Origin of the sequence: Segatella copri, from assembly GCF_009495355.1 — a bacterium.
Classification (GTDB): domain Bacteria; phylum Bacteroidota; class Bacteroidia; order Bacteroidales; family Bacteroidaceae; genus Prevotella.
The window spans coordinates 1-25,165 of the sequence record NZ_VZAD01000097.1; the positions used below are offsets into that span (position 1 = coordinate 1).

The following is a 25,165-nucleotide window of genomic DNA, read 5'->3' on the forward strand; positions in this document are numbered from 1 at the left end:
AGACCGAAGGCGGCGGCACTGGTGACGGAGAATAATTTTTAGTCAAGAGTATTTTGAGTCAAGAATTTGAGAAACAGAGAATTAACGTTCACCGCGCGTAGCGGATAGGAATCAGAGAAAAATTCTTAAATTCTCAAATTCTTGACAAAACAAAAAATATTCTTGACAAAGACAAAAATCAATCTCTTCTATGAAAACATTCTATGTCTCGCTCATTCTTTCCATCCTTCTTCTCGTAGGTGGATTCCTGAGTCCTCCATTGGGAATCATCGACAGCAGTGTCCTTTCCGCCGTTGGACTCCTTTTCGCATTCGCCACTCTTGCCCAGCTTCCCCAATTGCTTGCAGCCATTGCCCAGGGCCGCACCTTCCGCCTCACCAAGGGCGACTTGACAGCAGAGGTGACAAGCAACTCTGGTGAAACGTGACAGGGAAATCTAATACAATCAGGCTCGCTCCATAAGGGGTGAGCCTGATTTTTTGTATTTAGTCATTAGTCATTTTTGTCAAAGTCATTTTTGTCATTTTCGATTTTTGATGATCTTCGCAAGATTTAGTCATTAGTCATTTTTGTCAAAGTCATTTTCGACTTTTAAAGTGGGCTCATAACTCAACTTTCGCAAGTTTTGCCCCACACGCTCTTGTTGATTGTCATAATGACCAGGGCGATGCCCTGGGCTAAGAGCTTTTGGGCCTTCAGCCCGTACTTGAACCACTTTGCGAAACTTTAGTTACAACTTATTTCCTTTGATTTTCTTTCCTTAGAACTTCTTTCCGAAAGCGATATTGCAGAAAGTTTTCAGCAATATCTTGGCGTCAAACCACCACGACCGATGCTCCAGATAGTAAAGGTCGAGTTCCAGACGTCGCAGCATCTTCTCCATCGTATCCGTATAGCCATTATACAGTGTGGCATAGGAAGTGACGCCTGGACGAATCTGATACAGGAACTGGTATCGTGAATCGTGCTCCATGATCTGGTCGATATAGAACTTCCTCTCCGGTCTCGGACCGATGAACGACATATCCCCTTTGAACACATTCCACAGCTGAGGCAATTCATCAAGGTGATGAGCCCTTAGGAAACGTCCCACTTTCGTAAGTCTCGGGTCGCCCTTTATTTCCAATAAGTCGGGCCCGTCCTTCTCTGCATCAATCTTCATGGAACGGAACTTATAGATGTAGAAAGGCTTGCCATGCAGACCTATCCTTTCCTGCTTGTAGATGACAGGAAGACCATCTTCCCATCTGATGCAAAGCGCACAAATAAGCATGAGCGGAGAAAACACGACGAGGCAAATACCCGCTATGATAAAGTCTGTCGTTCTTTTCATTTCTTTGCTTTTTGTATGCGATGAGTTGTGAATATATGGAGTAGGGTGTATGTAATGATGTCAATACATAGAATCCAAGTGAAGTTGCATCCGATGTGGAACAGTAAAAGGTTGAAGATGATATATCCCAGTTGGAGTATCAGAATGGCAATGAGAGCCTGATGCTGGTTCATTCCTAATGACATGAACTTATGGTGTATATGACTTTTATCAGCATCGAAGATAGGCTTCTTATAGTGTATTCGATGAATGATAACCCTTATCACATCAAATGTGGGAACAATCAACAGACTGTATGCCAGTACGATTCTTTCTGAAGACAATGGCATGATATGGGGATTATGCATCATAGATTTAACGAAAAGGAATCCCATGATAAATCCTAAAGTCAGGCTTCCTGCATCACCCATAAATATCTTACGGTTCTTCTCGGGATTTCCAAACAAATTGAAACGCAGATAAGCGATAAGCACACCTACGAGGCCTGCAATCAATATGCAGTAGGCAGTCAGGTCGGTTGAGAAAAATATGTATAAGAATCCTGTCAGTCCGATGATAGATAGTCCCGCAGAGAGTCCGTCTATTCCGTCGATGAGGTTCATGGCATTATCCACAAACACCAACAGCAAAACTGTGAGTACAGCGCCTATATAAAAAGGTATCTCATAGATACCGAATAATCCATATAAGTTGTTGATATATAGACCACATGCTGGCAGAATACTTGCAGCAATAATCTGAACAGCAAATTTGATTTTAGCATTCAGACCAATGAGATCATCTACTATACCTACCGAGTAGATAAGCAGAAGGCTGATGAGTAAGCCTAAAGTCCATGTGCTCACCTGCAGTTTTTGTCCTTGTGCTTCCGAACTCATGATCAGAGTGACAATGAGGAAAGACAGTAACATGCTGGGAGTAAAGGCAATACCACCCAAACGTGGAATCAAACATTTATGTACCTTTCTTTGGTTGGGTATATCGTATAGTTTCTTTTCTTTGCAGAAATTGAGCAGTACTGGGATAAAAATAAATCCACAGATTGTGCTCATCGCAAAGGCGCCTATGACAGGGAGGATATAGTGTATCATTGTTGTTCTATTTCTTTGTTATTCCGTTTTGGATTGTGTGTATTTATTTTTCTTTATATATATAACCCCTAACTTTAACAATTATTGCATAGTAATCAAAAAAATGATTTTTTTGTTGTAAGTATGTATAAAATGTTTCCTCTTTGTTGGTCCAATGAGCATGGTTCATCATACTTTGGTTCTGCCATGGTGCGAAAAGATGCGCATAAGCGAACGATTAATTTCTGATGTTTTCATTAAAAATATTTGGATGGTATTGAAAAAATGTGTATTTTTGTGCTAAAATATTAGCAATATGAACAATCCAAAGCGCATCCCATACGGCATGATGAATTTTGTGGCGTTGAGAGAAGAAAACTGTTATTATGTGGACAAGACGAGGTTTGTTGAAGAAATAGAGCATGCCAACATGTATTTCTTCTACATACGTCCTCGTCGTTTTGGGAAGAGTCTTACCCTTTCAATGTTGCGTCATTATTATGATGTGAATGAGGCTGATAAATTTGAAACATGGTTCAAAGGATTGTATATAGGTGAGCATCCTACACCTTTGCATAACAGCTATTTAGTACTGTATTTTAATTTCTCTGTTGTCAATGGAGAAATTAGTTCCTATAGAGAGTCTATGGATTCGTATTGCAATACGGTCTTTACTTCTTTTTGTGAGAAGTATTCACGGCTTTTGCCGGAAGATGCCTTGATAAAACTGAAGGAGAAAAAAGGAGCAGTAGAACAACTTTATTGTGTGTGCGACCTTTGTGACAAAGCAGGTCAAAGTCTCTATCTCTTCATCGATGAGTATGATCATTTCACTAATACAATACTTTCAGAGGTTGCGCGTCAAGATGACTATGCTTCGGAGACACATGGTACAGGATATCTTCGCTCCTTCTACAACGCAGTTAAGTCAGGTACAGATTCAAGCATCAAGCGAGTATTCCTGACAGGAGTGAGTCCTGTGACGATGGATGATCTTACAAGCGGTTTTAATATAGGAACCAATTATTCACTCGATTCTCGTTTTAATGAGATGACAGGATTTACAGAGGTAGAAGTACGTGCCATGCTGCAAGAGTACTCAGAATATTATGATTACAATCATTCTATTGATGAATTGATTCAGATAATGAAGCCTTGGTACGACAACTATTGCTTCGCCAAAGAGTCTTACGGAAAAACTACAATGTATAATTCCAATATGGTTTTGTACTTTATGGATAAATATCTCAATAATGGTTGTGTGATTCCTGAGGACATGTTAGAGGAGAACATCCGTATTGATTACAATAAGCTTCGTATGCTTATTCGTAAAGACAAAAATTTTACCCATGATGCATCTGTTATTCAAGACTTGGTAACTTGTGGCTTTGTCGTAGGTGAGTTGAAGGCAGGTTTTCCTGCAGAGAGAATCTGTGAGCCCGACAATTTTATTAGTCTTTTGTACTATTTCGGTCTTGTTACAATAGCAGGAACTTATCGTGGAAAGACCAGGTTTGTGATACCTAATGAAGTAGTGCGTGAGCAGGTTTTCAAGTACCTGTTGGATACTTATGATGAGAACGGATTGTCCGTAGATGTCCGTAAGCACGACGGATTAGAAGAAGGATTGGCTTATGATGGTAATTGGGAACCCTATTTTCAGAACATATCAGACACCATTTATCTTTTTTCCTCACAACGTGACAAACAGAAAGGCGAGTCGTTTGTACATGGTTTTACCTTGGCAATGACTTGCCAAAATCAGTTCTACAGACCAGTATCAGAATACCCTAATCAGGAAGGGTATGCTGATATATTCCTCTTGCCATTGCTTGACATTTATAAAGATATCCAGCATTCCTACGTGGTAGAATTGAAATACGTGAAGTCAAATGCTTCAGAAGCAGAGATAGAAGTAAAAACTCATGATGCGGAGAAACAAGTATGTAAGTATGCAGAAACCGAAATGGTAAGGTTGGGTGCGAGGAGCACTCATCTCCATCGTATTGTGATAGTATATCGTGGAGTCGAAATGGTTGTATGTAAAGAATTATAGATTAGCTTGGTTGTCGATAGATTCAGTACTATTCCTGCTGTTTTTCATTAAAAATATTTGGATGGTATTGAAAAAATGTGTATTTTTGTGGACTATATATAAATAATGATCACGCGGGGATAAAAAAAAGAATCAAAACGATGAAGCAAAATAGGAAATTGCCTTTGGGCATACAGGACTTTGAAGAGATGCGTAGGGGTGATTATCTCTATGTAGATAAGACAGATATTGTATGGCAGCTGGCTAATGGTGACAAGTACAATTTTTTAAGCCGTCCCCGTCGTTTTGGTAAATCCCTGTTATGTTCTACCCTAAAGTGCTATTTTGAAGGAAGAAAAGAGCTCTTTGAAGGGTTAAAAATTATGCAGGTTGAGGATGATTGGGTTAAACGTCCCGTCATTTATTTAAGTATGAGTTTGGGTGGTTCTTCTGCACAGGAACTTAGGGAATACTTGCATAATGTATTGTCTTCCTACGAGAAGATTTATGGAAAGAATCCTGATGAGCGTTCGTTGGGAAATCGCCTTAATGGCATTATTCAGAGAGCTTACGAGCAGTTTGGGGTAAAGATAGCCGTTATTGTTGATGAGTATGATGTGCCTTTGCAGCATACTTATGAAACTAATCAGCATGATGAATGTAGGGAAATCTATCGCAATTTCTTTACTGGGCTAAAAGATTATGGTTATTGCATCAAATGCGTTTTTATCACAGGCATCACAAAGTTTACTCAGATTAGCCTGTTTAGTATGCTCAATACTCTGACAAATGTAAGCTTTGATGAACAATATTCTGCGATTTGTGGATTGACACATGATGAATTGGTTCAGTATTATTCTGAGGAAATTTCTAAGTTGGCCTCACGCTATGACATGGAGGTATCGCAAGTACTTTCAGAACTTAAAGCCACTTATGATGGCTATCACTTTTCACGAAAATTACAAAATGTCTATAACCCCTTTAGCGTGTTGAATGCGCTTAGTCGCTCACAGCTAAATTCTTACTGGATAGCAACTGGCTCCAATGAAATTCTTAATAATCTTTCCAAGAAATATGTGGATGAAATACCCTCACTCGATGGTTGTCTCATAGATGCTGACTATCTGGAGATGAGTGATGTCAATATGGAAGAGCCGAAACTCTTTCTCTATCAATCTGGCTATCTTACCATCAAGGCTGTAAGAGGAGATTATTATATCTTAGGTTATCCTAATAAGGAAGTAAAGAAAGCCATGTTTGAAATGGTTTTACCCATGATGACAAATAAATCTTCTTCAGAAGTAAATACTCTCATTCAAAAGTTAAAATTGAACTTGTGTATTGGAAATGTAGATGAAGCCATGCTTTGTCTTAAAGGTTTGGTTGCAGGTACTCCTTATAGTATTCAAAAGAGAGAACAATTTGTTTTTGAGGAGCATTTCCGATTTATCTTAAAGAATATATTTTACTTGTGCGGCTTTGATGCTAAGGAGGAAATTGAAATGGCATCAGGCAGAATAGATTTGATAGCCGAGAATGATTTCTATGTCTATGTCATGGAATTAAAAATGGATGATAATGGCGGTATTAATGCAGCTGTTAATCAGATGAAGTCGCGCCATTATGCTGATATTTATGCAGCGAGTGAAAAGAAAATCATTAGTATCGCTCTTGAATTTTCTAAGGAGAGTAGGGGACTGAAAGAATGGCTGGTAGTGGAATAGCACAGCATTGTATTGTCAATAGCAAAAGCCGTACACAAGAACACTCTTCACCCTTCATCTTTTCGCTCGGAATGCCGATAAACACAGGGGCTTCCGAGAAAAAGATGAAGGGTATTTTGCATATTCAATTTCAGAAAATTGGAAACGTCGCAGACAATAGTTAGCCTACAGCTTAGAGCAAGTTACACGTAGAGCAGTTTGCTTATGCTTTTGCTGATTATATCATGTTGTCTTATTGCATTTTTTGAATCGAGTCATTTTTTTATTTTGTGACTGCATTGCGAAGTTTGCTGTTATATACGGCTTTAATTATTTTAGTAGGCATCAGTCTAAATGCCAGTCGCATAAGTGGGTATATGTATTTGAGTGTAAATACCCCATCAAGCAGAAAAATTCCATGGCTATAAGCTTTAAATTCACTCCATGCTTTTTGTCGTCCACGACGTTTCATCACGGAGTCATTGCGTCTGAAATTAAGGACAATATCAGGAATATTGTTGATGACAACACCAGACGATACAGCCTCAAACCAGAGTGTAACATCCTCACATATAAAGTATTTGTTACTATATCTGAATCCTTTATCAAAGAAATTGCGTCTAAACATAACTGTAGGATGTGCAAGAGGCGAAGCTTTATGGATACTTTTCCTAATTTCCTTTATAGTCTGTGGATATTGACGTGTCTTGTTGAGTGTGCCTTGGTCATTAAACTCTCTTAATGAACCACCCAGAATTTCAACATCAGGATGAGCATTCATATATTCTTCTTGAAGTTTGAGTCGGTCAGGCAATGCAATGTCATCAGTATCCATCCTGGCTATAAGGTCTCCCTTACAAGCCTCTATGCCATCATTAAGTGAAAGTGCAAGTCCCTTGTTTTGTTTGTTTTCTATGATGGTTAATTTGTCACCTATAACATTTTGCCATTTGCTAAGTATACCATACAAAGCTGTTGGTAAAGGTCCATCCTCCACCAACACAATTTGGTCAGGCTTTCTTGTCTGCTCTGTCCAAATACTACGCATGGCCTCGTCTAAGTAATTTGGCTGTTCCTTGATGTAGGTAGACATTAAAACTGATATGGTCATAATCTCACATATTTAGGTGTTCATTATTACATTTAAAGATGATGGAATTATATCTTAATCCAATCGTCCGGCATTTCAAATAAAGAATTGGGAATATTATTCCATTTCTTAGGGCAAATAACCATCTTGTCAATGTTTTGATTCAACCATGCTCCCCACCACGAAAAAGATGAATTAGCAATAATATTATTATTACATTGGCTCATCAAGTATATATCTTGGTAGCTATTCTTGCCATGGTTCCAATCAACGTAGATAACATTGCATTCATTAAGAAATGATGACAGATTTTCCTTACACCACATTATATCATTGCTAAATACGCAGAATGTGTCTATTTCTTTTATTTCTTTTATCCGTTCTATTGCCTTTAAATAATAATCTTTGGTGCATATATTGCCATAAAGGGTATTATTAATATAATCACCTCTACGCACATGTATACTGACGCTTTTTTTATTTTTCAGAAGTTTACCATATTCCATATTTTTCTCACTGACAGTTATAGGGCAGAATGTAGCCAACACTTTATTTCTTATATCTTTAAAATATCGCTCGTTTTGCCAATATCCATCATAATAGCAGTTGCCATTTTGTGTAAATACAGAAGTAGTAAATTCTTCGTTTTTAGGTTCTGTCAACATTGATTTTCTTTTTGGCAGAATTCTTTTAGCAATTTGCCAAAAACGATAATTCAAATATGGATATGCAATCTTTGCTTTTTCTATAAAAGAGGCTTCTTTAGCATCTATATGAAACAGCTTGTTCAATTCATATCCATTATGCAGAGGATAAGCGCAAAAGCAAGATGTATCAATCTTGATTTCTTCGTCAGGAAAATGTTCTTTTAGCGCTAAATAAAGTGCATACTGGAACATCTGATTTCCTAAACCACCTAATATTTTTACAATTTTCATTTTCTCACTTTTAGCCTTTAATTACTTTCCATCCACTTTTGCAATTATCCATAAACTTAGTTCCGAACATTGCCCAGATAGAGCTTAATATAAAACCGAGTAATGTATATAGCATCACTTTTATTGCTCTACCCGAATTAGCCTTGTTTGGAAAATATGCAGGTTCCAATACAACAAAAACAGGCTTGGCATCTTGAACCTCCATCAGCGCACTGATTCTTTGCTTTTCTATTGTGTTGTAGGCATCTTGAGCCAAAATAGCATCTTGCTCTATACGGTCAATGTTGCTTTTGATACTTTGTAATTCTACAAAAAAGTTTTCGTCAGCAGCAGCTGCATATTTTTTCTGTAAGTTTATTAATCTAACTCTTGCTTCATCAGATATTTTTGTGTAATATTTAAGTTTTTCTTTAGCCTTGAGTGTTTTATAATCTATAACCATGTCCTGCAATCTACAACTGATAGTGTCTGCTATTTGCTGAGCAACAGCTGGGTCATCAGCAGTAAACGAGATAGTGGTAATACCTGTTTTTTTATTGATTACTACATCAACTTTCTTCTCTAAAGACTTCAATATGTCTTCTTGTTTTTTTGTATAATGAGTTATATCAATTTTATTGATGTTGCCGTTAGGTTCATTTTTAGTGAGATGTAACATTTTCTTAATTCCGCCCATCAGTTTATCCTTCCATGTCAGTCTGCATGGATCTGTATAATAGTCGTACAAGGACATTTTGCTTTTCTTTGTTGCTTTTCTCACCTTGCTTTTTTCGCTTGGCATAACATCTACTTTCAGCAATGATGCAAGAAATGGTTTACTTGTAGCCATTTCTGGAAAAATGGTTACATTGTAGGCTCCTTCTTCTGAACCAGCAGCTGTACTTAAGTCCATAAAACTTGACAAACTGTTCATCAACGAGCTTTTCATATCTTGTTCTTGTTCTGGAACAACTACTTCACTTGCCGTATAATCTCTGTCAGCAGTGTAAGCTGATATGATACCTATTATACCAAATATAAATGTCGTGATGATGACAGTTAGTTTCTTTTTATAAAGATTTGCTAACAATGGCAGAATGTCAATGTTGATCTTCTGAGAATTCAGTTCTTCTTTTTTGTATAATTCTTCGTCTTTCATTATTTTATTTTTTTTATAAATTCAATAATATAGAATGCCTCTTTTTTGAATAATATGGCGAGCAGGGAAATTGATAACATATACCAAACTATGGCAGAATAAACTCCGTAGTAATAATAGCATATTACAAATCCTATTGTGTTGCCTATTTCCATCCAAGTTAATCGGCCGAGTTTTAAAGAGTATTCTTTATAAAGTGCCCTTTGCATAATTAATACTTTGACTATTTCTGCTATCAAAATACTTAAAGCCATGAGGTCTATGTTGTGTAGAGCTATGGCATAAGCATAACAGATAATTGCACAAAGTACAGTAATTATATTTATATACAAGAGCTTTTTTATTTTACCTAAATTCTTAAAATAAGTGTTGTAGAGAAGAACGACTCTGGTTTCATAGCATATACATGGTGCTGTAAAAGCCAAGAACTTCAGAGATTCTTCATATTTAGGTAGCCAGTTGAGAACAAAGAAATACATCACAAAGAAAATAATATAAAACACCATTGGCAAAAGTGTCATAACAAAGTCCATCTTTTCAAATAGTATGGCTTGTGCCTCTTTTCTTATTCTTTTTAGAATTGGGAAAAGGACATATCCTATCTGTGATATAAAAAATAAAAGGAAAGATGCTATAGTTATTGAAAATGAGAGTTTTGAAAAAACTTCGATATTCCAATAATGTTCTACAGCTAACCTGCATAGACCCATAATTAATATTGAGACGAAATTTGCCAACATGAGTATGAATCCAATCTTGCAAACCGTGGCTATACTTGTGAACAATTTTTTGTCAGGCATCTGAATAGAAGCGAACAATCTACATCTATGTATAGCCATGATGCAAACTACGAGGTGAGCCAATGTGTATGAACACATGATGTTGCTTGCATTCTCATTGTGGATAAAAATGAGGTAAAGCACTAAAACCGACATAATTAATTTATCAATAATGACCGTTTTTGATACAAATGGTATTTGATCTGTAGCCATCATGGCCATAGTGATGATTTTATATGTATTTTCGATAACTAAATAGGCAGCAGTCCACAAAAAGATGATTAAATATTTCTCACTTTTGCATAACAGGAATGAGAAAAGGACAACCATTAAAGAGATGATTAGTTGTACAAAAAACATGGATTGAATTTGAGGAATCCATTCTTTTCTGTCAATACTCTCCCAGTACTGTCCGCCAAGTTTTAAGTATACCCCATCTCCATACCCTAAATGCATTACTCCAACATAGCTTGCCCAAAGCAAAAAATATTGCCAGTAACCGAATTGCTCTACGGAAATGTATTTAGGTAAAATAAAAGAAACTATGATACTGGTCAATAGGGAGACACCTTGTGCTCCTATTGTCCAAAATGAATCTTTTATGAAGTTTGAAAATATACTCATTTAGCTTCTTCTTTATTTATCAGTCGCTCTAACCATTCATCAAAAGAATATTTCTTTTTTATATTTAACGGATATTCCTGAGTTGGCTTTTTTAAAAACGTTTGAAGTCCAGTTATATTGTTTTGATTTAATATAAATATGTTCGAACAGTTTCTGAAATCTTTATTTTCACTTAGAAATTGATTGGTTGTTACTATTTTCTTATTGAATAATAATCCTTCCATAATTCTGAGTGTAAGACCAGATTGTGCCTTTTGAACTACATCCAATATTGCATGGGTATTGTTTGTCAGCTGACACAATTTTACGTAATCAACCTCACGTGAGTACACTCTTGAAAACAAGGACTTGAAATTATCAACGATTCTAAAGTCACAGCGTATGCCATAAGCCTTCAATTGATCCTTTAGATGGAGGATAAAGTTTTTTCTTCCTTTGTCTGTGCCGATAAACAATAGGTCAGATGTCTGCTTTGAAGTTGGTAAAGTTTTAGTGTGGTCAAGGAGTAGTGGATTATAAAATGTAGCACCATACTTCAAGCCATATTTCCTGGCATCTTCTTCCATAAAGGTCCATATTTCCCATCTGCTTGATAAAAGTTTGTAATCATCTGAGAAAAAAACGGGATTGAGCAGATACAAGATTAGCCGGCTCTCTGTTGAAACAGCCTTTTCTATTTCCTCGCAGTATTCAGCATAATGGCTATATGTATCGAACAGAATAATATTATTAGCATTTTTACAATAGTCTGTCCAATTATCAATTTCTTTAGTATTTGATATGAACTTGGAGAAAAAAGGTAATTTTCGAAGAAATCGCATAGGTTTGGATAGAGGCTTTCTAATGAAAACCTCTCTTATATTTGTACCGTGAATATATCCTTTTACAGGAAAGTCTATAAATACATTTTTTTCGCAATACATCATATTAATTCTAATTTTCTATATCCATTGAATTTATATAGATAGCTTTTCTTCTCGCTATTACATTATTATCTGGTGTTTCAAAAATACTATAATAGGGAACATATCTTTCATAGAAATAATATCTATCCGATGTCTCTTTGGATGAAACCTGATATGTTACATCTACGAAATATGTTCTAAAGAAAGCTATAAACATAAATCCACCATAAAGTAAACTTACATTTTTTTTGCTCACAACATATAGAAATTCCACCCATGCAATATAGTAAAACAAATTAAAAGAATTACATATTCTATTTAAAAAAATAGGCATGAAAATTCCAATGATATGTAGTATAAAGCAGATCTTTGTACCAAGATAAACTTTATAACTGACATGACCTTTAATATAGATGATGATCAAATATATTAATATTATGTCTAATAATCCTCGTACTATACCAACTATAGAACCTATTTCCATTTTAGAATATACATCGGCAACAGAGTCTTCTCTGCCATTTGGTAAAAGGAACGATAGCTTACTTATTGTTAATGGATTTGCTATCGCTAAAATTATCAATGACATTAAAAGTACATATTTGGGTGTAAATTCTTTTGTTATAATAGGAAGCATGAAAGGTATTATAAAATAAAAAAGAGCTGCGTCATGGAAAAGAAACGCAAATGTACATAACCCATAATATGGCAACCATTTTCGTTTAATAAGAAAACTAAATGCAAAATAAAAGATACATATTGATACCGAATCACGCATTATCTCACAGTTGAGGTATAGGAATTGAAAGAGCAGGTATACAATAGCAACTTCAAATTTTTTGTCTGTTTCTTTTTGAATAATATAGAAAGTCACAGGGTTGACAATGCACGCCAAAATAATCTGGAGCACAAAGAACTCTGGATATATTGATTTTGCCAAAACATTGAGTAAAATCCACAGAGGCTGATAGCGGAATAATGCAAAGTGGAAAACAGTAAATTCATCTATAGTTGGGTAGCGGTCAAAGTCGCTCATATAGGTTTGTGTATCGCCTCCGACAACAAGACGCAATCCTGCTACTAAAATCAAAAGAACACACTGCCCCCAATACCAAGTATTGCTGCCCCAAAAAGGAATCTTGTTCTTCAATAAGATGGGTAAGCAAAATATGATAATAAGAAATAAATATATCATTTGCTATGATTGATTATTATTTGTTATAGTACCATTGTAAAGGAGCATATTTGAATGGACGCAAAAGGTAATCTTTCGCAAGTCTTTTAAATATGGCTATTATGTGTCGTTTTGTTGTTTCTTTTGTTTCTCCATTTCTCAAACGGGTTGCTCTTATAGCTTGCTTAAAGATTAAATCACAGTCTTCAATATGTTCCCATTTAGTCAATATTTTCTGATTAAAATTTCCATTGCTTGTATATTTGTATACCAGTGCGGAGTATAATGCTTGATCATGTCTGTTCTCGATAAAAGAGCAACTCTCGTATAGTCGCTCTTCTTGATTGACATCTTTAACCATTTCAGGATGCTCCATCATTAGATTTCTCCATTCTGTAAAGAATTGTCTTGTAAAGGGTGTAGCTTTTAATATGATGACTGTAGCAAGATATTGATAGCATTTTACCCAGTTTTGTGGATTTGATTTCTTAAAATATTCCAGGATATTCTTTCTTGACCATTTGTCATTACGTTGATATATCCTCTGTGCTAAAATATCGTGTTGCTCTAACATCTTAAAATATTTTTGCCATTCTCTACTCTTGTAAAGAGAACAACCTGCATCGCAATAGACAAGATAATCACCATCGTTCATCTTTGCTAAAGTACTCTTTATAACATCAGGTTTCCAACTCCATAATCCTGCGCCCCTTTTCTCTTTAAAAACATCTGAGTTTTTTAGTTCTTCAGAGATATCTTTCTCTGAATATAGAATGATTTTATCGAAAATGTTCAAGTTGATGGCTTCTTGTTCTATTCTTTTTTTAGCCAGTTCAAACATTGAGTTTCCATATGTTATGAAGTATTTTGCCATTTCTGTCAAACAGTATTATACACTAAATATAAATGTAATGTTTTTAATTATTAACTGATCCTATTTCCCAACCATAGACGTAAGCTATTATATTATATAATTTACAGTCTCATTTACAGTTTCTTTCCTTTTTTACGGTACATTGCTGATAAGTCGTTGAGATCCAAGCTATGCAATGTCTGAAACTGTTCTATCAAGAAGTCGTAATATATCTTGCGGATTGTGTTGTTGGGATTTGCTGTGATAAGAATCTTGGCTTCCCTTTTTTGAAGATCTCTACATTTATGCGATAGCCATATCCGGAAGGCTCGTCGCGTTCGGTGTTGGCTAATGATTTTTGGAGATATTCAATTGCTTGTTCTATTACGTCTCTTCTTGTAGCACCGTGAAGACCGCAAGAAGCAACTGGTTGGTCGTTGCCCATCAGCTCCATCTGTGCTTGTATTAATGTATGTAAATCCATAATCTTGTCTTTATTTTGTTTTGATTCAGATATTTTATATTTCTCCTATCTCTGTCGCATTACCTTGCTGGAATATGAGGTGTTATTTCTATCATTATTTATTGATAATTTCCCAAATTCCATTTTTATCTGAACCTTTTCTGTGTATAAATCCATTGTCTTGTAATTTCTTGATAATCCTGGCAATCGTAGCCCTTGACAATTTAGTGATTTGAATAAGTGCTTGATATGTAACACTATTGTCTTTTTGTATCAAATCTAATACTATTGCCTCAGACTCGCTGATTTTTACAGTCTCATTTACAGTCTCATTTACAGTCTCATTTACAGTCTCATTTGTCTTTTGGCATCCTCTTGGCAAGACAACAAGCACACCGCCCATAGTAGCCTCTAATTTAGGTGCAGGTAGCCCTGCATTCTTGAAGCCTGCTTGAATGATACCAATGCCTCGTCCCCACGATTCGATGAAACCAGCTTTGTAAAAAGCATTGGCTATGTTGAGATTACGGGGCTTCGAGGTATGCTTGTGGAGTAATGTCTCAACTGTATAGTTCTCCGGTAGGTTGCCATCGTTCCAAAGCCAAATGTGATCGTTGAAGACTTTCATCTGTATCTGTACGCCTGTATAGTCTTTATGGATGATGGCATTATATAGAGCTTCGCGCAGGGCTTTCTCTGGAATTTCCAAAGGCTCTATACGCTGCATGCCTTCATAATGGATGGGGGAGATGAGGTACTTTGATTTTAGAGTTTCCATTACTCGGTCTGCCATCTGTATGATATTTCCTTCCACGATGTCTTGAAATATTAAATCGGTATCATCTTGGATAAAGCGACCTAAGCGAAAATCGGCACATGTGAAGAATCTTGCTGGTTCTTTGCCGAAAAGCAAAATGGCGGCATTTTTCAATTTGCCATCTTCTATTAAGTGGAGATTGTCCAAAACTTCCTCTGGAGTATCGTTTAGTGATTCCACAGGCATACGTTCGGCATCTACAGCCTTTCGTAAGAAGTATTTTATTGCTTTTGCATCTATATCGTCAAGGGTGGCACGCTCGTTGATGAGGTCATCCCATGAACGTCCCATTTTCTTGAGAATGAAGTGCTGGAGTGCGGCACCTTTGAGTTCTTGCTTGGTTGAACCTGATCGGTAGTGGTATATGCCTTTGTAGTAGATTGGTATATTGCTTGATTCTACACAGATCTCAATATAGTCAAGGCAGCCTTGGTGGTGAAGGTTGACATCGGACACAATCCCCAATGTCGTGACAATCTTGTTGGGAATGTCTTCCATAAGTTGTTTGCTGTTCTTGATGCCGACAACTTCCTTTTCGTCATTGATTCCAATGAAGATTCTTCCGCCATGTGCATTGGCAAAGCCGCATATCCATTTGAGGTATTCGTCTTTCCAGCTTTCTTTGTATTCTATGTCTTGACTTTCTTCTTGAAACATGTTGAATCGTTTGTCTTTACTGCAAATTTATTGCTTGCTTTTTGATATAGCAATCGAAGACGTAAGCAATTATATTATATGTGTATTTATATATATAATGCAAAAATATCAGATTTATTTTGTTTTGATTCAGATATTTTATATTTCTCCAATCTTTGTCGCATTACCTTGCTGGAATATGAGGTATATTCCGTGAAGTTGTGTTCCTGCGGACAGACTTTGAATATTTGTATCTGTTATGTATTTGTTTAATTGTTCTACAGCCTGTTCCTTTGCTGTCTTTGCTTCTCTATCCGTTGCCTTTGAGGGAAGATACTTCAACTCTATGATATAGCTGTGGCGGAGGGTGGAGAATTTCTTTGTGTCTGCCAACAGGAAGAAGTCGCAATAGCCATGATTTGCCTCTATCTCTGGATGCGCAATGAAGAGCTTTGAGAGATGAAGGTAGGCATTGAAATAACCTTGTATGTTGCGTTCTCCCTGAATGCCGTCTCTGATGCTGCTGTCTTTCCAGTATGAATTGGAAAGATATTCAAATAGAGGTTGCCATTCTCCTTCTTGTGCTGCCTTACGGTACATTGCTGATAAGTCATTGAGATCCAAGCTATGCAATGTCTGAAACTGTTCTACCAGAAAGTCGTAATACATCTTGCGGATGGTGTTGTTGGGAATGACAAGATGAAGTGCATCAAGGTCGGTTCCTCCAATAGTCAACATTCCATAGTAGTACAATAGGCTGACGAAACGGTCAGGATTCATTACTTCCTCTGCTGCAAAAGAATCTGCAATAGAGGCATCAATAAAGCCTTTCTCGGCAATCTTCATCAAGACTCCTTTGCGGTCGCCATCCAGATGGTCGAGCCTTACGAGGTTCTTCAACTTGGCATAATCTGTACGACAACTTGGATCTGCCATCTCCTTGGGAGCTTTTCCTGTTGTGATGAGGTTGTTGAGATAGTAGAGTACCATGTTGCTGTTGTACATGCTCGGATCGATATTGTATCTGTCTTCTGAAAAGCAGTAGTTGTCGTACCATGGTTTCATCTCTGCTATAATCGCATTGATTTTTTCATCCTCACTGATGGTGACTTCAATAGTATCATTCGTTTTGATAAGTCCTACAGATATGTAGTAGGATATCATTTGGCGTACTTCTTCTTCGCTGAAGCCTAACATCATGTTGAACCATGGATGAAGGCTGATGTTGGTAGCGATGTTGAAGCCACTGGTCAAATCGTTGAGGGTGATAGGACTGACACCCATAAAGAGAATGCGCTCGAAGTTCGGTTTGAATATCTTGAAGGCATTGCGGTAAAAACCACTGCTGTGGGTCATGTTATGATAGGTATCCTCGCCCAACTCATTGAGAACGGTGTTGGTGAAGTTGTCGTATTCGTCAATGATGAGATAAAGATGATAGCCTCGCTCCTTGGCTTCTTTGGACAGAATGTTAATTTTGTCCTTGGAAGTAGTGGCTGCCAAAGCCCATTCTACCGTGTCTTTTGTATAATAGTTCTGGTATTTTTGAACAAATTGATTCAGACAACTGCAACAGTATGTGTTGAAGTCGGTCTCAAGATTCTCTACTCTGTCCAAAACCTGGGAAAAGTCGAATTGCAAAATCTGAAATTTGCCTTTTGATTCTAAAGGATGTGTTTCTATCCATGTGCCTTGATATTCTTTTTCGATATCTTTGTTGGCGCAATCGAAGTAATCGGCTACCATTGACAAAAACAAACTCTTGCCAAAACGACGTGGACGTATCAAGAAGAGAAAATTTGAAATCTTCTCTAATAATGGCAAGTACATTGTTTTGTCAACAAAATACTTTTGACTTCTCTGTAGGGTCTTGAAGTCGGATATTCCTATTGGTAATCTCTTGATTGCTTCCATAATTTCTTTAGTTATTCATCACAACTTATCCCATTAACCAACGCATAGGATATTTCATAAGAATGACTCCTTCGTTTGAGGTGTCATGCTCTTACTTCGTCATATTGGCGATGGTAGCTATCATGGCGGCGATGCTCGACATGCTGGAACCAAGGCTCATGGTTTCGGCAACACTCATCTTACGCTTCAACTTGGATGGTACAACGATTTCGCAACCTGGCTGGATGCGGGCTCCTTGACTTACCTTTGCCACCTTGCCATTCATATAGATGACGTATGCCTTGCTCTTCACTGCATCAGATGCGAAACCACCGGCCTCGTCTATGTAATAGCTTGCTCGCTTGCCCTTGACGTATGCCACAGTGTTGGCGAACATAACAGCTCCATTGATCTTAACGGTTCCGTCGTACTGTGGTACGATGAGGCGGTCGCCCTCACGCAATACCAAGTCTTCGTCAGAGCCAGGATTCTTGAGTGCTTCTGCCAAGTCGATTCCTACTGGGTATTCGTCTGGAATATTGAACTTCTCAAGTTCTGCATTCTTGGCACTTTCGGCTGACTGCTGTATGGCGGAGCCGTTATTGCTGCTGGCAGCCAACTGAAGGAGGTTCTTCTGCTGGTTTTCGCGTTCCTTTTTATAGATAGCGTACATCAGGTCGCGTTCAGCCTGATTGGTGCGGCGAAGAAGACGGGCTCCCTTGATGTAGGCATGGTCGGTAGCACCGCCTGCCATGTGATACAGGTCGCTCAGACGTGAAGGGCGCTTGGTCATGGTGTAGGCACCTTGGAACACAACCTCTCCTTCGATACTTACATTTTGCTGTTCTGTATAACTTGGATTTTTGCGGATATAAACCTCATCGAATGGCATCAGGGTAAAGCCTGGTGTGCCGTCGATAACGAAACCGTCCTTTAGGGTGAGTTCGAAACTCTTGGCAATGATGCTGTCAGGACGCAATGCCTTCGGATTGTTGACTCGACGGCTTACGTTGACTTTCACTACAGAAGCCTTGTCGGTGAGTCCGCCTGCCTGAAGAACGAAGTCCTCGATGGTCTCATTGTCGGCATACTTGTATGTGCCAGGATAGTTTACTTCGCCTCGGATGGTGATGGTGCGTTCTATCATCTTGTCCTGACGGGTAGGGATGAAGAGCACATCATTCTCCTTCAATGGGATGTCGGCCACCTTACCACTCATGATGCCTGCAATATCGACGCTGATTACCTCCAAAGAGCGGTCGGTCTTCATGCGATGCATTACGGCACGGGCTGTAAATGCTTCCTCGGTGAGTCCCTCTGCATGTTCTACGAGAGTGCGAACGCTGTTGATCTGTTCGCCCAAGTTGTACATGCCGGGACGGAACACGGCTCCCTTGATTTCTACGGTATTGGCATAACGTGGCAGGATAGAGTCAACGCTAACAGAGTCGCCATCAGCTATACGGAAGTTGGCGTAATCGAATTCTTCTACGTTGAATACTGAATACTCTCTGCCTGTCTTACGATTCACGCGAACGGCCTTGGTATAGGCATCTCCTGTAAAACCACCGGCATATTTGAGTACGGAGTTAAGGCTCTCGTTCTTCTTCATCTCGTAGAACATAGGGCGCTTTACCTTTCCGCTGATGTTGACCAAGCAGTCGTATGGGCCTACCACGATGACATCATTATCGGCCAAGCGAACGTTGCCTGTCAGTTTGCCGTTGAGAATATAGTCGTAGATATCTACTACGGTTACAAGTCGGTTGTGACGATAAACCTTGATGTTGCGCAGGGTTCCGAGGTTGTTGGTGCCTCCTGCCATATACAGGGCATGGAACACGGTGGCAAAGGCTGATAGGGTATATGTTCCCGGTGCCTTTACTTCGCCCATCACATTGACCATAATGGTCTTAGTCTGGCCTACTGTCAGTTTCACACGGCTGCTGCGATAACGGCTTCCGAGTGTGTTGCGTAAGCGGGCATTGGCTTGTGCTACAGTCAGTCCACTGACATTGACAGGGCCATAACCCTCGATGGTTACTTCGCCATCGGGAGAAACTGTGCTCTGAATGGTGCGCTGAGATGCTCCGTAAATATCAATGATAACAGCATCGCCTGGCCCCAGACGATAGTTCTGTGGGGTAGCGATGTTCATGTTAGGCTCGAAGCTTAACTCCTTGTTATTGAAGATGTCACGGCCGAAAACGCGATGTTTATCTTTAGCCTGCTGAGCCAACAACTGTTTGAGCATCTGTGTGGAATCGGGCACAATGCCATTCAACTCGTTTTGCATGTCGCCATATTCCTCGTCATTGCTGTCGTAAGTGTGTCTGTAAGAATAGTCGCGCTGGGCTTGCACACGATAGTTGGAGTAGTTGGCAGCCTCTTTGTCGGACTGTTTTCCATAGTCGGAACGTGTCTTGCCATTATTGCTGCGCAGACGACTTGCATTTCCTGTGCGGTCGGTAGCACTGGCCAAAGAACCTTGCTTCTGCATCTTCTCATACTTCTCACGAACTCGACGAATCTGAGAAATGTCGACACCACGCTGCATCAGCTTGGTGACAATCTGCGAATTAGAGGTGCCTGCACTATGCTCCTTGGCTACAAAACTCATCACTTGATCATCCGTCATGCCTGACTGTGCCATAACTGAACCTGCAGACAAGAGCATGAGCGCAAAAATGATATATTTCTTCATTGTTTATTGTATGCTAATTTTTTAGATAATTATGCTATTAATATTCTATTCTTATTATTTAATAACTCTAAATCGTGTAATTTGTTGCAAAGGAGCATGGCTTTTTTTCTCAATACTGGCGGAGTGCAGCCAAAAGGTCGATATTTTCGCTCTTTTTGCCGACTGTGATACGCAGGCAGTTGCCACAGAGTTGCACATTGTTGCGATTGCGCACAATGATGCCTTGGTTGACCAAATAGTTATAGATGGCTGTGGCATCTGTCATCTTTGCGAGGAAGAAGTTGGCCTCTGTGGGGTACACCTTCTCGCAGATAGGAAGGTCGGTGAAGGCTGCCATCACCTTGCCACGTTCCTGCAGAATGGTCTTCACCCAGTCGTCTACCTGATAGGGATCTTTCAGCACCTCGAGTGCCTGCTGCTGAGTGAGGAGGTTGATGTTGTAAGGGTATTTCACCTTATTGAATATATCTATTATCTGCTTGCTGGCAAATGCCATGCCGAGACGGATGGCTGCACATCCCCATGCCTTACTCATGGTGTTGAGTACGATGAGGTTGGGATATTTTGCCAACTGCAGACGATAGGGGCGGGTCTTGGCAAAGTCGCTATAGGCTTCGTCTACTACCACGATACCGTCGAAACGTGACAATACGCCATCAATGGTTTCGGGCGATATGAGATTGCCGGTAGGATTGTTGGGACTGCATATCCAGATGACCTTGGTGTTCTCATCACAGGCTGCCAAGAGATGGTCGGCTGTGGTCTGGAACTGCTCGTTGAGCAATACTGGGCGGTATTCCACGTCATTGATGTCGGCACATACTTCATACATACCATAAGTTGGAGCTATGGCCACTACATTGTCCTTGCCTGGACGGCAGAAAACTCTGTAAACCAAATCAATGGCTTCGTCAGAACCATTGCCCAAGAAGATCTTGTCTTCTGCCACGCCCTTCACCTTGCTGAGCTGTTTTTTCAATTCGAGCTGCAATGGGTCTGGATAGCGGTTGTAAGGGTCGTTGTATGGATTCTCATTAGCGTCGAGGAAGACGCGAGCTGTACGTCCGCTGAACTCATTGCGGGCGCAGCTATAGGGTGCCAAGTTCCAAATATTCTCTCGGCAAAGTTGTTTCAGTTCTTTCATTATGATTTTGTCAGAAATTTGAAGGTAAAAAAGCATATAAAACGCTTCTTTACCTTTTACTTTTTTACTTCTTTACCTTTTTACTTTTTTTACCTTTTTACCTTTCACCAAGGCTTTCCATTCTCAGTTGCATGGCGTTGGCGTGGGCTTCGAGCTGTTCATTCTCTGCCATTGTGACTACAGCCTTGCCGATGCTTCGGATGCCTTCCTTGCTGAGATGCTGGAATGTGATTTTGCGATTGTAGCTGTCGAGATTTACACCATTATATGCCAAGGCATAGCCATGAGTCGGCAAGGTGTGATTGGTACCGCTGGCATAATCGCCGGCACTCTCACAAGCATAGTTGCCTAAGAATACACTTCCAGCATTGATAACCTTTTCTGCCATCGCCTCATAGTCGCTTGTGGCGATAATCAGGTGCTCGGGGGCATAGGCATTGCTCAGGTCGATAGCCTCTTGCTTGTCGTTTACGAGGATGAACTTGGAATTGTCTAATGACTTGAGTGCCATCTCTTTGCGTGGTAATCGCTCCAGTTGAAGTTCTACCTCTTTTACCACCTTAGAAATCATCTCTTCGGAGGTGGTAATGAAGAACACCTGAGAGTCGAAACCATGTTCCGCCTGCGACAACAGGTCGGCTGCGACAAAGACAGGGTTGCTGCTTTCATCGGCAATGACACAAACCTCAGATGGACCTGCTGGCATGTCTATCGCCACATCGTGCAGAGAGACATGCTGTTTGGCAGCCATCACAAACTGGTTGCCCGGTCCGAAGATTTTATATACCTTGGGCACACTTTCTGTACCATAAGCCATGGCTCCGATGGCTTGAACGCCACCTGCCTTGAAAATCTTGCTGACACCAGCTATCTTGGCAGCCATGAGGATGGCTGGATTTACCTTACCTTCTGCGTTAGGAGGGGTACAGAGTACTATCTCCTCGCAACCAGCTATCTTGGCTGGTGTGGCAAGCATCAGTACGGTAGAGAACAGAGGGGCTGTACCTCCAGGTATATAGAGACCCACCTTCTGTATGGCGACACTTTTCTGCCAGCACTCCACACCAGGGCAGGTTTCCACCTTGCTTCCTTCAAACTTCTGACTTTCATGGAATCGGGCAATGTTATGATGGGCAAGCTCCAGTGCATGTTTAAGCTCAGCCGACACCATGTGTTCTGCTTCGTCCATCTCAGCCTCGGATACAGACAAACTGTCGAGATGGGCATGGTCGAATTTCTCTTCATAGCGCTTAACGGCTTCATCGCCATGATTTCTTACGTCTTCCAAAACTCCCTCAACAGTCGCATTGAGCTGCGATACATCGAGGTGCGGACGCTTAACGAGTTCCTTCCATTCTTCCTTTGCAGGATACTTTATTACCTTCATTCCAATTTAAGTTTTATATATTCAAGTTTCGCAAGTAAGCCCCACACGCCCTGAAAGGGCAGAAGCTCTTAGCCCAGGGCATCGCCCTGGGTTGTTTGGGGCGGTAACCTGTCGCCCTGTAAGGGCAAAAGCTTTAAAACTCCAGGCAATATATAAAGCTGTTGCCCTTACAGGGCGCATTGCTGATTGCCATTATACCCAGGGCGATGCCCTGGGCTAGGAGCTTTTGGGCCTTCAGCCCGTACTTGAACCACATGCGAAACTTCAGTTTACTATTTATGCAAAGATATTTGCAAGTGGTTGTTACAAAATCATTTTCTCGATAGGAGTTACCAGGATGCCCTGTGCTCCCAATTCCTTCAGCTTACCGATAATTTCCCAGAAACGCTTCTCGTCGAGAACGGTATGGATAGAGCACCAATTCTCGTCGGCAAGAGGGATGATGGTAGGACTCTTGATACCTGGCAACACCTCAGTGATGGCATCAATTTTATCCTTAGGGGCATTCATCATCACGTATTTCTTGTCCTGGGCTGAACGTACTGCCTCAAAGCGGAACAGCATCTCGTTGAGAATCTGATGTTTCTGCTCGTCCATGTTCCAGTTGCCGATGAGGAGAGCCTCGCTCTTCATCACAACCTCTACCTCAGCCAGATTGTTGCTGATAAGTGTAGAGCCTGAGCTGACAATATCGAAGATACCATCTGCCAAACCGATACCGGGGCTGATTTCTACAGAGCCTGTGATGACATGAATGTCGGCGTTGATGCCGTTCTTCTTCATGAAGTTGCGAAGGATGTTGGGGTAGGAGGTGGCTATCTTCTTGCCGTCGAACCATTTCAGACCGGTATAGTCGATCTTCTTAGGAATGGCAAGGCTCAGGCGACACTTGCTGAAACCCAGACGGTCGATAATCTGAGCGTTCTCGCCACGCTCTACAAATTCATTCTCGCCAACGATACCGATATCGGCTACTCCTGAGGCCACGCTCTGAGGAATATCATCATCGCGAAGGTAGAGCACCTCGATAGGGAAATTGGTTGACTGTACCAGGAGCGTACGCTTCGAGGCACTTACTTTAATGTCTGCTTCCGAGAGAAGATTCATGGTGTCATCGAAGAGACGACCCTTTGACTGCACTGCTATTCGTAACATATTTCTTCATTTTTATTAAAAATCAATGCAAAAGTACAGATTTTTGCCCGAATATGCAAGAATATTTGTACTTTTGTAGCATTAAACATGAAGAAAGAATATTTATTTGTATTTGTTGCAGGTTTTATGCTCTTGGGATGCTCCTCGAAAAAGGAACAACCAGAGCTTACTCCATGGGGAACGCCCGTGGGGGAAGTAGAGGTTTCCGATGAGTCTGCTCCTCAGTCTCAGGGCAAAGGATTGTCGCTCGATGATATCGTGTCGGGTGGTGAACTCATCATGCTGACCGTGAATGGACCTACCACCTATTATGATTATCATGGGCATGGAATGGGATTGCAATATTTATTGTGCGAGAAGTTCGCGCAACAGATTGGTGTGTCGTTACGTGTGGAGGAATGTAAGGACACGGCTGAAATGGTGAGTAAGTTGCAGAAAGGCGAAGGCGACCTGATAGCCGTACCTTTGGCTCGTGTGAAGGCGAAGGGCGGATTGCTCTTCTGTGGTGTGAAATCGGATGATGAACAATGGTCGGTAGCTGCTGGCAACAAGAGTCTTGCCGATACCCTCAACAGTTGGTTCAAGCCTAAGATGATAGCAGAGGTGAAACAGGAGGAGAGTTTCTTGCTTTCTTCACGCAGCATCAGCCGTCATGTTTACTCTCCTTTCCTCAATCGTTCTAAAGGTGTGATATCTAAATACGACAGATTATTCCAGATGTATGCCGGAGCTGCCCGTATGGACTGGCGACTGATGGCTGCCCAGTGTTATCAGGAGAGTTGCTTCGACCCGAATGCAAAGTCGTGGGCTGGCGCCTGCGGACTGATGCAGATTATGCCTTCTACAGCCGCTCACTTAGGTTTGCCTATGAGTCAGGTGCATGAACCTGAGGCTAATGTGGCTGCTGCTGCAAGATACATGGCTGAACTGCAGGGGCATTTCGCTGATATCGGAGACCCATCGCAGCGTGTACTTTTCGCCTTAGCTGCCTATAATGGTGGATTCCATCATGTGCGTGATGCCATGTCTTTGGCACGTAAACATGGCAGGAATGCATACAACTGGGGTGATGTACGCGAGTTTGTATTGCGATTGTCTCAGCCTGCTTATTACAGCGACCCGGTAGTGAAATATGGATATATGCGTGGTTCGGAAACTGCCGACTATGTAGACCGTATCCGTGCCCGGTGGGCTGACTATTGTGGTGTGGCTGGCGGCAGCCGAGGCTTTAGTGGCGGAAGTATCGGTGGTGGTTTTCATGGTGCACCAGTAAAAGCCAAGCGCAAGTATTCCAACAAATATCATTTGTAATTATTGGAATACT

At 40.2% G+C, this 25,165-nt stretch carries 20 protein-coding genes; 4 read left to right on the forward strand and 16 right to left on the reverse strand.

Annotated features, from left to right (window positions below):
- The first annotated feature begins 190 nt into the window (after window positions 1-190).
- Window positions 191-427 (forward strand): hypothetical protein, encoded by a 237-nt coding sequence (locus F7D20_RS12375; protein WP_158464313.1) that lies wholly within the window; start codon window positions 191-193, stop codon window positions 425-427.
- A gap of 333 nt (window positions 428-760) precedes the next feature.
- Here the strand turns inward: F7D20_RS12375 and F7D20_RS12380 are convergent, their stop codons facing one another.
- Both F7D20_RS12380 and F7D20_RS12385 read right to left on the reverse strand, forming a co-directional pair.
- Complete coding sequence (locus tag F7D20_RS12380) at window positions 761-1,333, reverse strand: sugar transferase (protein WP_158464314.1); 573 nt, start codon at window positions 1,331-1,333, stop codon at window positions 761-763.
- Entirely contained in the window at window positions 1,330-2,424 is a 1,095-nt protein-coding gene (locus tag F7D20_RS12385; RefSeq protein ID WP_158464315.1) for a glycosyltransferase family 4 protein, read from the reverse strand. Before F7D20_RS12385 ends, F7D20_RS12380 begins: the two co-directional genes overlap by 4 nt.
- Window positions 2,425-2,719: 295 nt before the next feature.
- Here F7D20_RS12385 and F7D20_RS12390 point away from each other — a divergent pair, with 295 nt between their 5' ends.
- Window positions 2,720-4,459: an ATP-binding protein gene (locus F7D20_RS12390; RefSeq protein WP_158464316.1), complete on the forward strand. Its 1,740-nt coding sequence runs from the start codon at window positions 2,720-2,722 to the stop codon at window positions 4,457-4,459.
- A 140-nt stretch (window positions 4,460-4,599) separates the two neighbouring features.
- Complete coding sequence (locus tag F7D20_RS12395; RefSeq protein ID WP_158464317.1) at window positions 4,600-6,162, forward strand: ATP-binding protein; 1,563 nt, start codon at window positions 4,600-4,602, stop codon at window positions 6,160-6,162.
- 262 nt (window positions 6,163-6,424) lie between these two features.
- Here F7D20_RS12395 and F7D20_RS12400 read toward each other — a convergent pair whose 3' ends face one another.
- The 14 genes from F7D20_RS12400 to hisG form a co-directional block, all read right to left on the reverse strand.
- Complete coding sequence (locus F7D20_RS12400) at window positions 6,425-7,252, reverse strand: glycosyltransferase (RefSeq protein ID WP_158464318.1); 828 nt, start codon at window positions 7,250-7,252, stop codon at window positions 6,425-6,427.
- 47 nt (window positions 7,253-7,299) lie between these two features.
- Window positions 7,300-8,169, reverse strand: coding sequence for an alpha-1,2-fucosyltransferase (locus tag F7D20_RS12405; protein ID WP_158464319.1), 870 nt, complete (start codon window positions 8,167-8,169; stop codon window positions 7,300-7,302).
- Between the two features lie 10 nt (window positions 8,170-8,179).
- The gene (locus tag F7D20_RS12410; protein ID WP_158464320.1) at window positions 8,180-9,307 is read right to left on the reverse strand and encodes a Wzz/FepE/Etk N-terminal domain-containing protein; all 1,128 of its coding nucleotides are present in this window, start codon (window positions 9,305-9,307) and stop codon (window positions 8,180-8,182) included.
- Complete coding sequence (locus F7D20_RS12415; RefSeq protein ID WP_158464321.1) at window positions 9,307-10,710, reverse strand: lipopolysaccharide biosynthesis protein; 1,404 nt, start codon at window positions 10,708-10,710, stop codon at window positions 9,307-9,309. The genes F7D20_RS12410 and F7D20_RS12415 overlap by 1 nt, the downstream gene beginning before the upstream one ends.
- The gene (locus F7D20_RS12420; protein ID WP_158464322.1) at window positions 10,707-11,636 is read right to left on the reverse strand and encodes a hypothetical protein; all 930 of its coding nucleotides are present in this window, start codon (window positions 11,634-11,636) and stop codon (window positions 10,707-10,709) included. Before F7D20_RS12420 ends, F7D20_RS12415 begins: the two co-directional genes overlap by 4 nt.
- A 7-nt stretch (window positions 11,637-11,643) precedes the next feature.
- A complete protein-coding gene (locus tag F7D20_RS12425; RefSeq protein ID WP_158464323.1) occupies window positions 11,644-12,810 on the reverse strand; it encodes an EpsG family protein in 1,167 nt (388 codons plus the stop codon).
- 16 nt (window positions 12,811-12,826) lie between these two features.
- Window positions 12,827-13,663 (reverse strand): hypothetical protein, encoded by an 837-nt coding sequence (locus tag F7D20_RS12430; RefSeq protein ID WP_158464324.1) that lies wholly within the window; start codon window positions 13,661-13,663, stop codon window positions 12,827-12,829.
- A gap of 193 nt (window positions 13,664-13,856) precedes the next feature.
- On the reverse strand, window positions 13,857-14,126 hold the full coding sequence (locus F7D20_RS12435) for a hypothetical protein (RefSeq protein WP_158464325.1): 270 nt from the start codon (window positions 14,124-14,126) through the stop codon (window positions 13,857-13,859).
- Between the two features lie 94 nt (window positions 14,127-14,220).
- Entirely contained in the window at window positions 14,221-15,579 is a 1,359-nt protein-coding gene (locus F7D20_RS12440) for an ATP-binding protein (RefSeq protein WP_158464326.1), read from the reverse strand.
- Window positions 15,580-15,717: 138 nt separating this feature from the next.
- On the reverse strand, window positions 15,718-17,472 hold the full coding sequence (locus F7D20_RS12445; protein ID WP_158464327.1) for an AAA family ATPase: 1,755 nt from the start codon (window positions 17,470-17,472) through the stop codon (window positions 15,718-15,720).
- Window positions 17,473-17,563: 91 nt separating this feature from the next.
- The gene (locus F7D20_RS12450; RefSeq protein WP_158464328.1) at window positions 17,564-20,155 is read right to left on the reverse strand and encodes an SLBB domain-containing protein; all 2,592 of its coding nucleotides are present in this window, start codon (window positions 20,153-20,155) and stop codon (window positions 17,564-17,566) included.
- Window positions 20,156-20,264: 109 nt separating this feature from the next.
- Window positions 20,265-21,299 carry a histidinol-phosphate transaminase gene (gene hisC / locus F7D20_RS12455; protein WP_158464329.1) on the reverse strand — a complete coding sequence of 345 codons (1,035 nt, stop codon included), beginning with the start codon at window positions 21,297-21,299 and terminating at the stop codon, window positions 20,265-20,267.
- Between the two features lie 97 nt (window positions 21,300-21,396).
- Window positions 21,397-22,686, reverse strand: a complete 1,290-nt coding sequence (hisD, locus tag F7D20_RS12460) for a histidinol dehydrogenase (RefSeq protein ID WP_158464330.1) — start codon at window positions 22,684-22,686, stop codon at window positions 21,397-21,399.
- Window positions 22,687-22,989: 303 nt separating this feature from the next.
- Window positions 22,990-23,841, reverse strand: a complete 852-nt coding sequence (gene hisG / locus F7D20_RS12465; RefSeq protein WP_022252319.1) for an ATP phosphoribosyltransferase — start codon at window positions 23,839-23,841, stop codon at window positions 22,990-22,992.
- Window positions 23,842-23,928: 87 nt separating this feature from the next.
- On the opposite strand from hisG, the gene F7D20_RS12470 reads away from it, so the two are divergent.
- Entirely contained in the window at window positions 23,929-25,152 is a 1,224-nt protein-coding gene (locus F7D20_RS12470) for a transglycosylase SLT domain-containing protein (protein ID WP_158464331.1), read from the forward strand.
- Window positions 25,153-25,165: the final 13 nt, after the last annotated feature.

What these genes read in the sequence shown, in the direction of transcription:
- F7D20_RS12375 (WP_158464313.1), top strand. Translation starts at nt 191, where the DNA reads ATGAAAACATTCTATGTCTCGCTCATTCTTTCCATCCTTCTTCTCGTA.
- F7D20_RS12380 (WP_158464314.1), bottom strand. Translation starts at nt 1,333, where the DNA reads ATGAAAAGAACGACAGACTTTATCATAGCGGGTATTTGCCTCGTCGTG.
- F7D20_RS12385 (WP_158464315.1), bottom strand. Translation starts at nt 2,424, where the DNA reads ATGATACACTATATCCTCCCTGTCATAGGCGCCTTTGCGATGAGCACA.
- F7D20_RS12390 (WP_158464316.1), top strand. Translation starts at nt 2,720, where the DNA reads ATGAACAATCCAAAGCGCATCCCATACGGCATGATGAATTTTGTGGCG.
- F7D20_RS12395 (WP_158464317.1), top strand. Translation starts at nt 4,600, where the DNA reads ATGAAGCAAAATAGGAAATTGCCTTTGGGCATACAGGACTTTGAAGAG.
- F7D20_RS12400 (WP_158464318.1), bottom strand. Translation starts at nt 7,252, where the DNA reads ATGACCATATCAGTTTTAATGTCTACCTACATCAAGGAACAGCCAAAT.
- F7D20_RS12405 (WP_158464319.1), bottom strand. Translation starts at nt 8,169, where the DNA reads ATGAAAATTGTAAAAATATTAGGTGGTTTAGGAAATCAGATGTTCCAG.
- F7D20_RS12410 (WP_158464320.1), bottom strand. Translation starts at nt 9,307, where the DNA reads ATGAAAGACGAAGAATTATACAAAAAAGAAGAACTGAATTCTCAGAAG.
- F7D20_RS12415 (WP_158464321.1), bottom strand. Translation starts at nt 10,710, where the DNA reads ATGAGTATATTTTCAAACTTCATAAAAGATTCATTTTGGACAATAGGA.
- F7D20_RS12420 (WP_158464322.1), bottom strand. Translation starts at nt 11,636, where the DNA reads ATGATGTATTGCGAAAAAAATGTATTTATAGACTTTCCTGTAAAAGGA.
- F7D20_RS12425 (WP_158464323.1), bottom strand. Translation starts at nt 12,810, where the DNA reads ATGATATATTTATTTCTTATTATCATATTTTGCTTACCCATCTTATTG.
- F7D20_RS12430 (WP_158464324.1), bottom strand. Translation starts at nt 13,663, where the DNA reads ATGGCAAAATACTTCATAACATATGGAAACTCAATGTTTGAACTGGCT.
- F7D20_RS12435 (WP_158464325.1), bottom strand. Translation starts at nt 14,126, where the DNA reads ATGGATTTACATACATTAATACAAGCACAGATGGAGCTGATGGGCAAC.
- F7D20_RS12440 (WP_158464326.1), bottom strand. Translation starts at nt 15,579, where the DNA reads ATGTTTCAAGAAGAAAGTCAAGACATAGAATACAAAGAAAGCTGGAAA.
- F7D20_RS12445 (WP_158464327.1), bottom strand. Translation starts at nt 17,472, where the DNA reads ATGGAAGCAATCAAGAGATTACCAATAGGAATATCCGACTTCAAGACC.
- F7D20_RS12450 (WP_158464328.1), bottom strand. Translation starts at nt 20,155, where the DNA reads ATGAAGAAATATATCATTTTTGCGCTCATGCTCTTGTCTGCAGGTTCA.
- hisC (WP_158464329.1), bottom strand. Translation starts at nt 21,299, where the DNA reads ATGAAAGAACTGAAACAACTTTGCCGAGAGAATATTTGGAACTTGGCA.
- hisD (WP_158464330.1), bottom strand. Translation starts at nt 22,686, where the DNA reads ATGAAGGTAATAAAGTATCCTGCAAAGGAAGAATGGAAGGAACTCGTT.
- hisG (WP_022252319.1), bottom strand. Translation starts at nt 23,841, where the DNA reads ATGTTACGAATAGCAGTGCAGTCAAAGGGTCGTCTCTTCGATGACACC.
- F7D20_RS12470 (WP_158464331.1), top strand. Translation starts at nt 23,929, where the DNA reads ATGAAGAAAGAATATTTATTTGTATTTGTTGCAGGTTTTATGCTCTTG.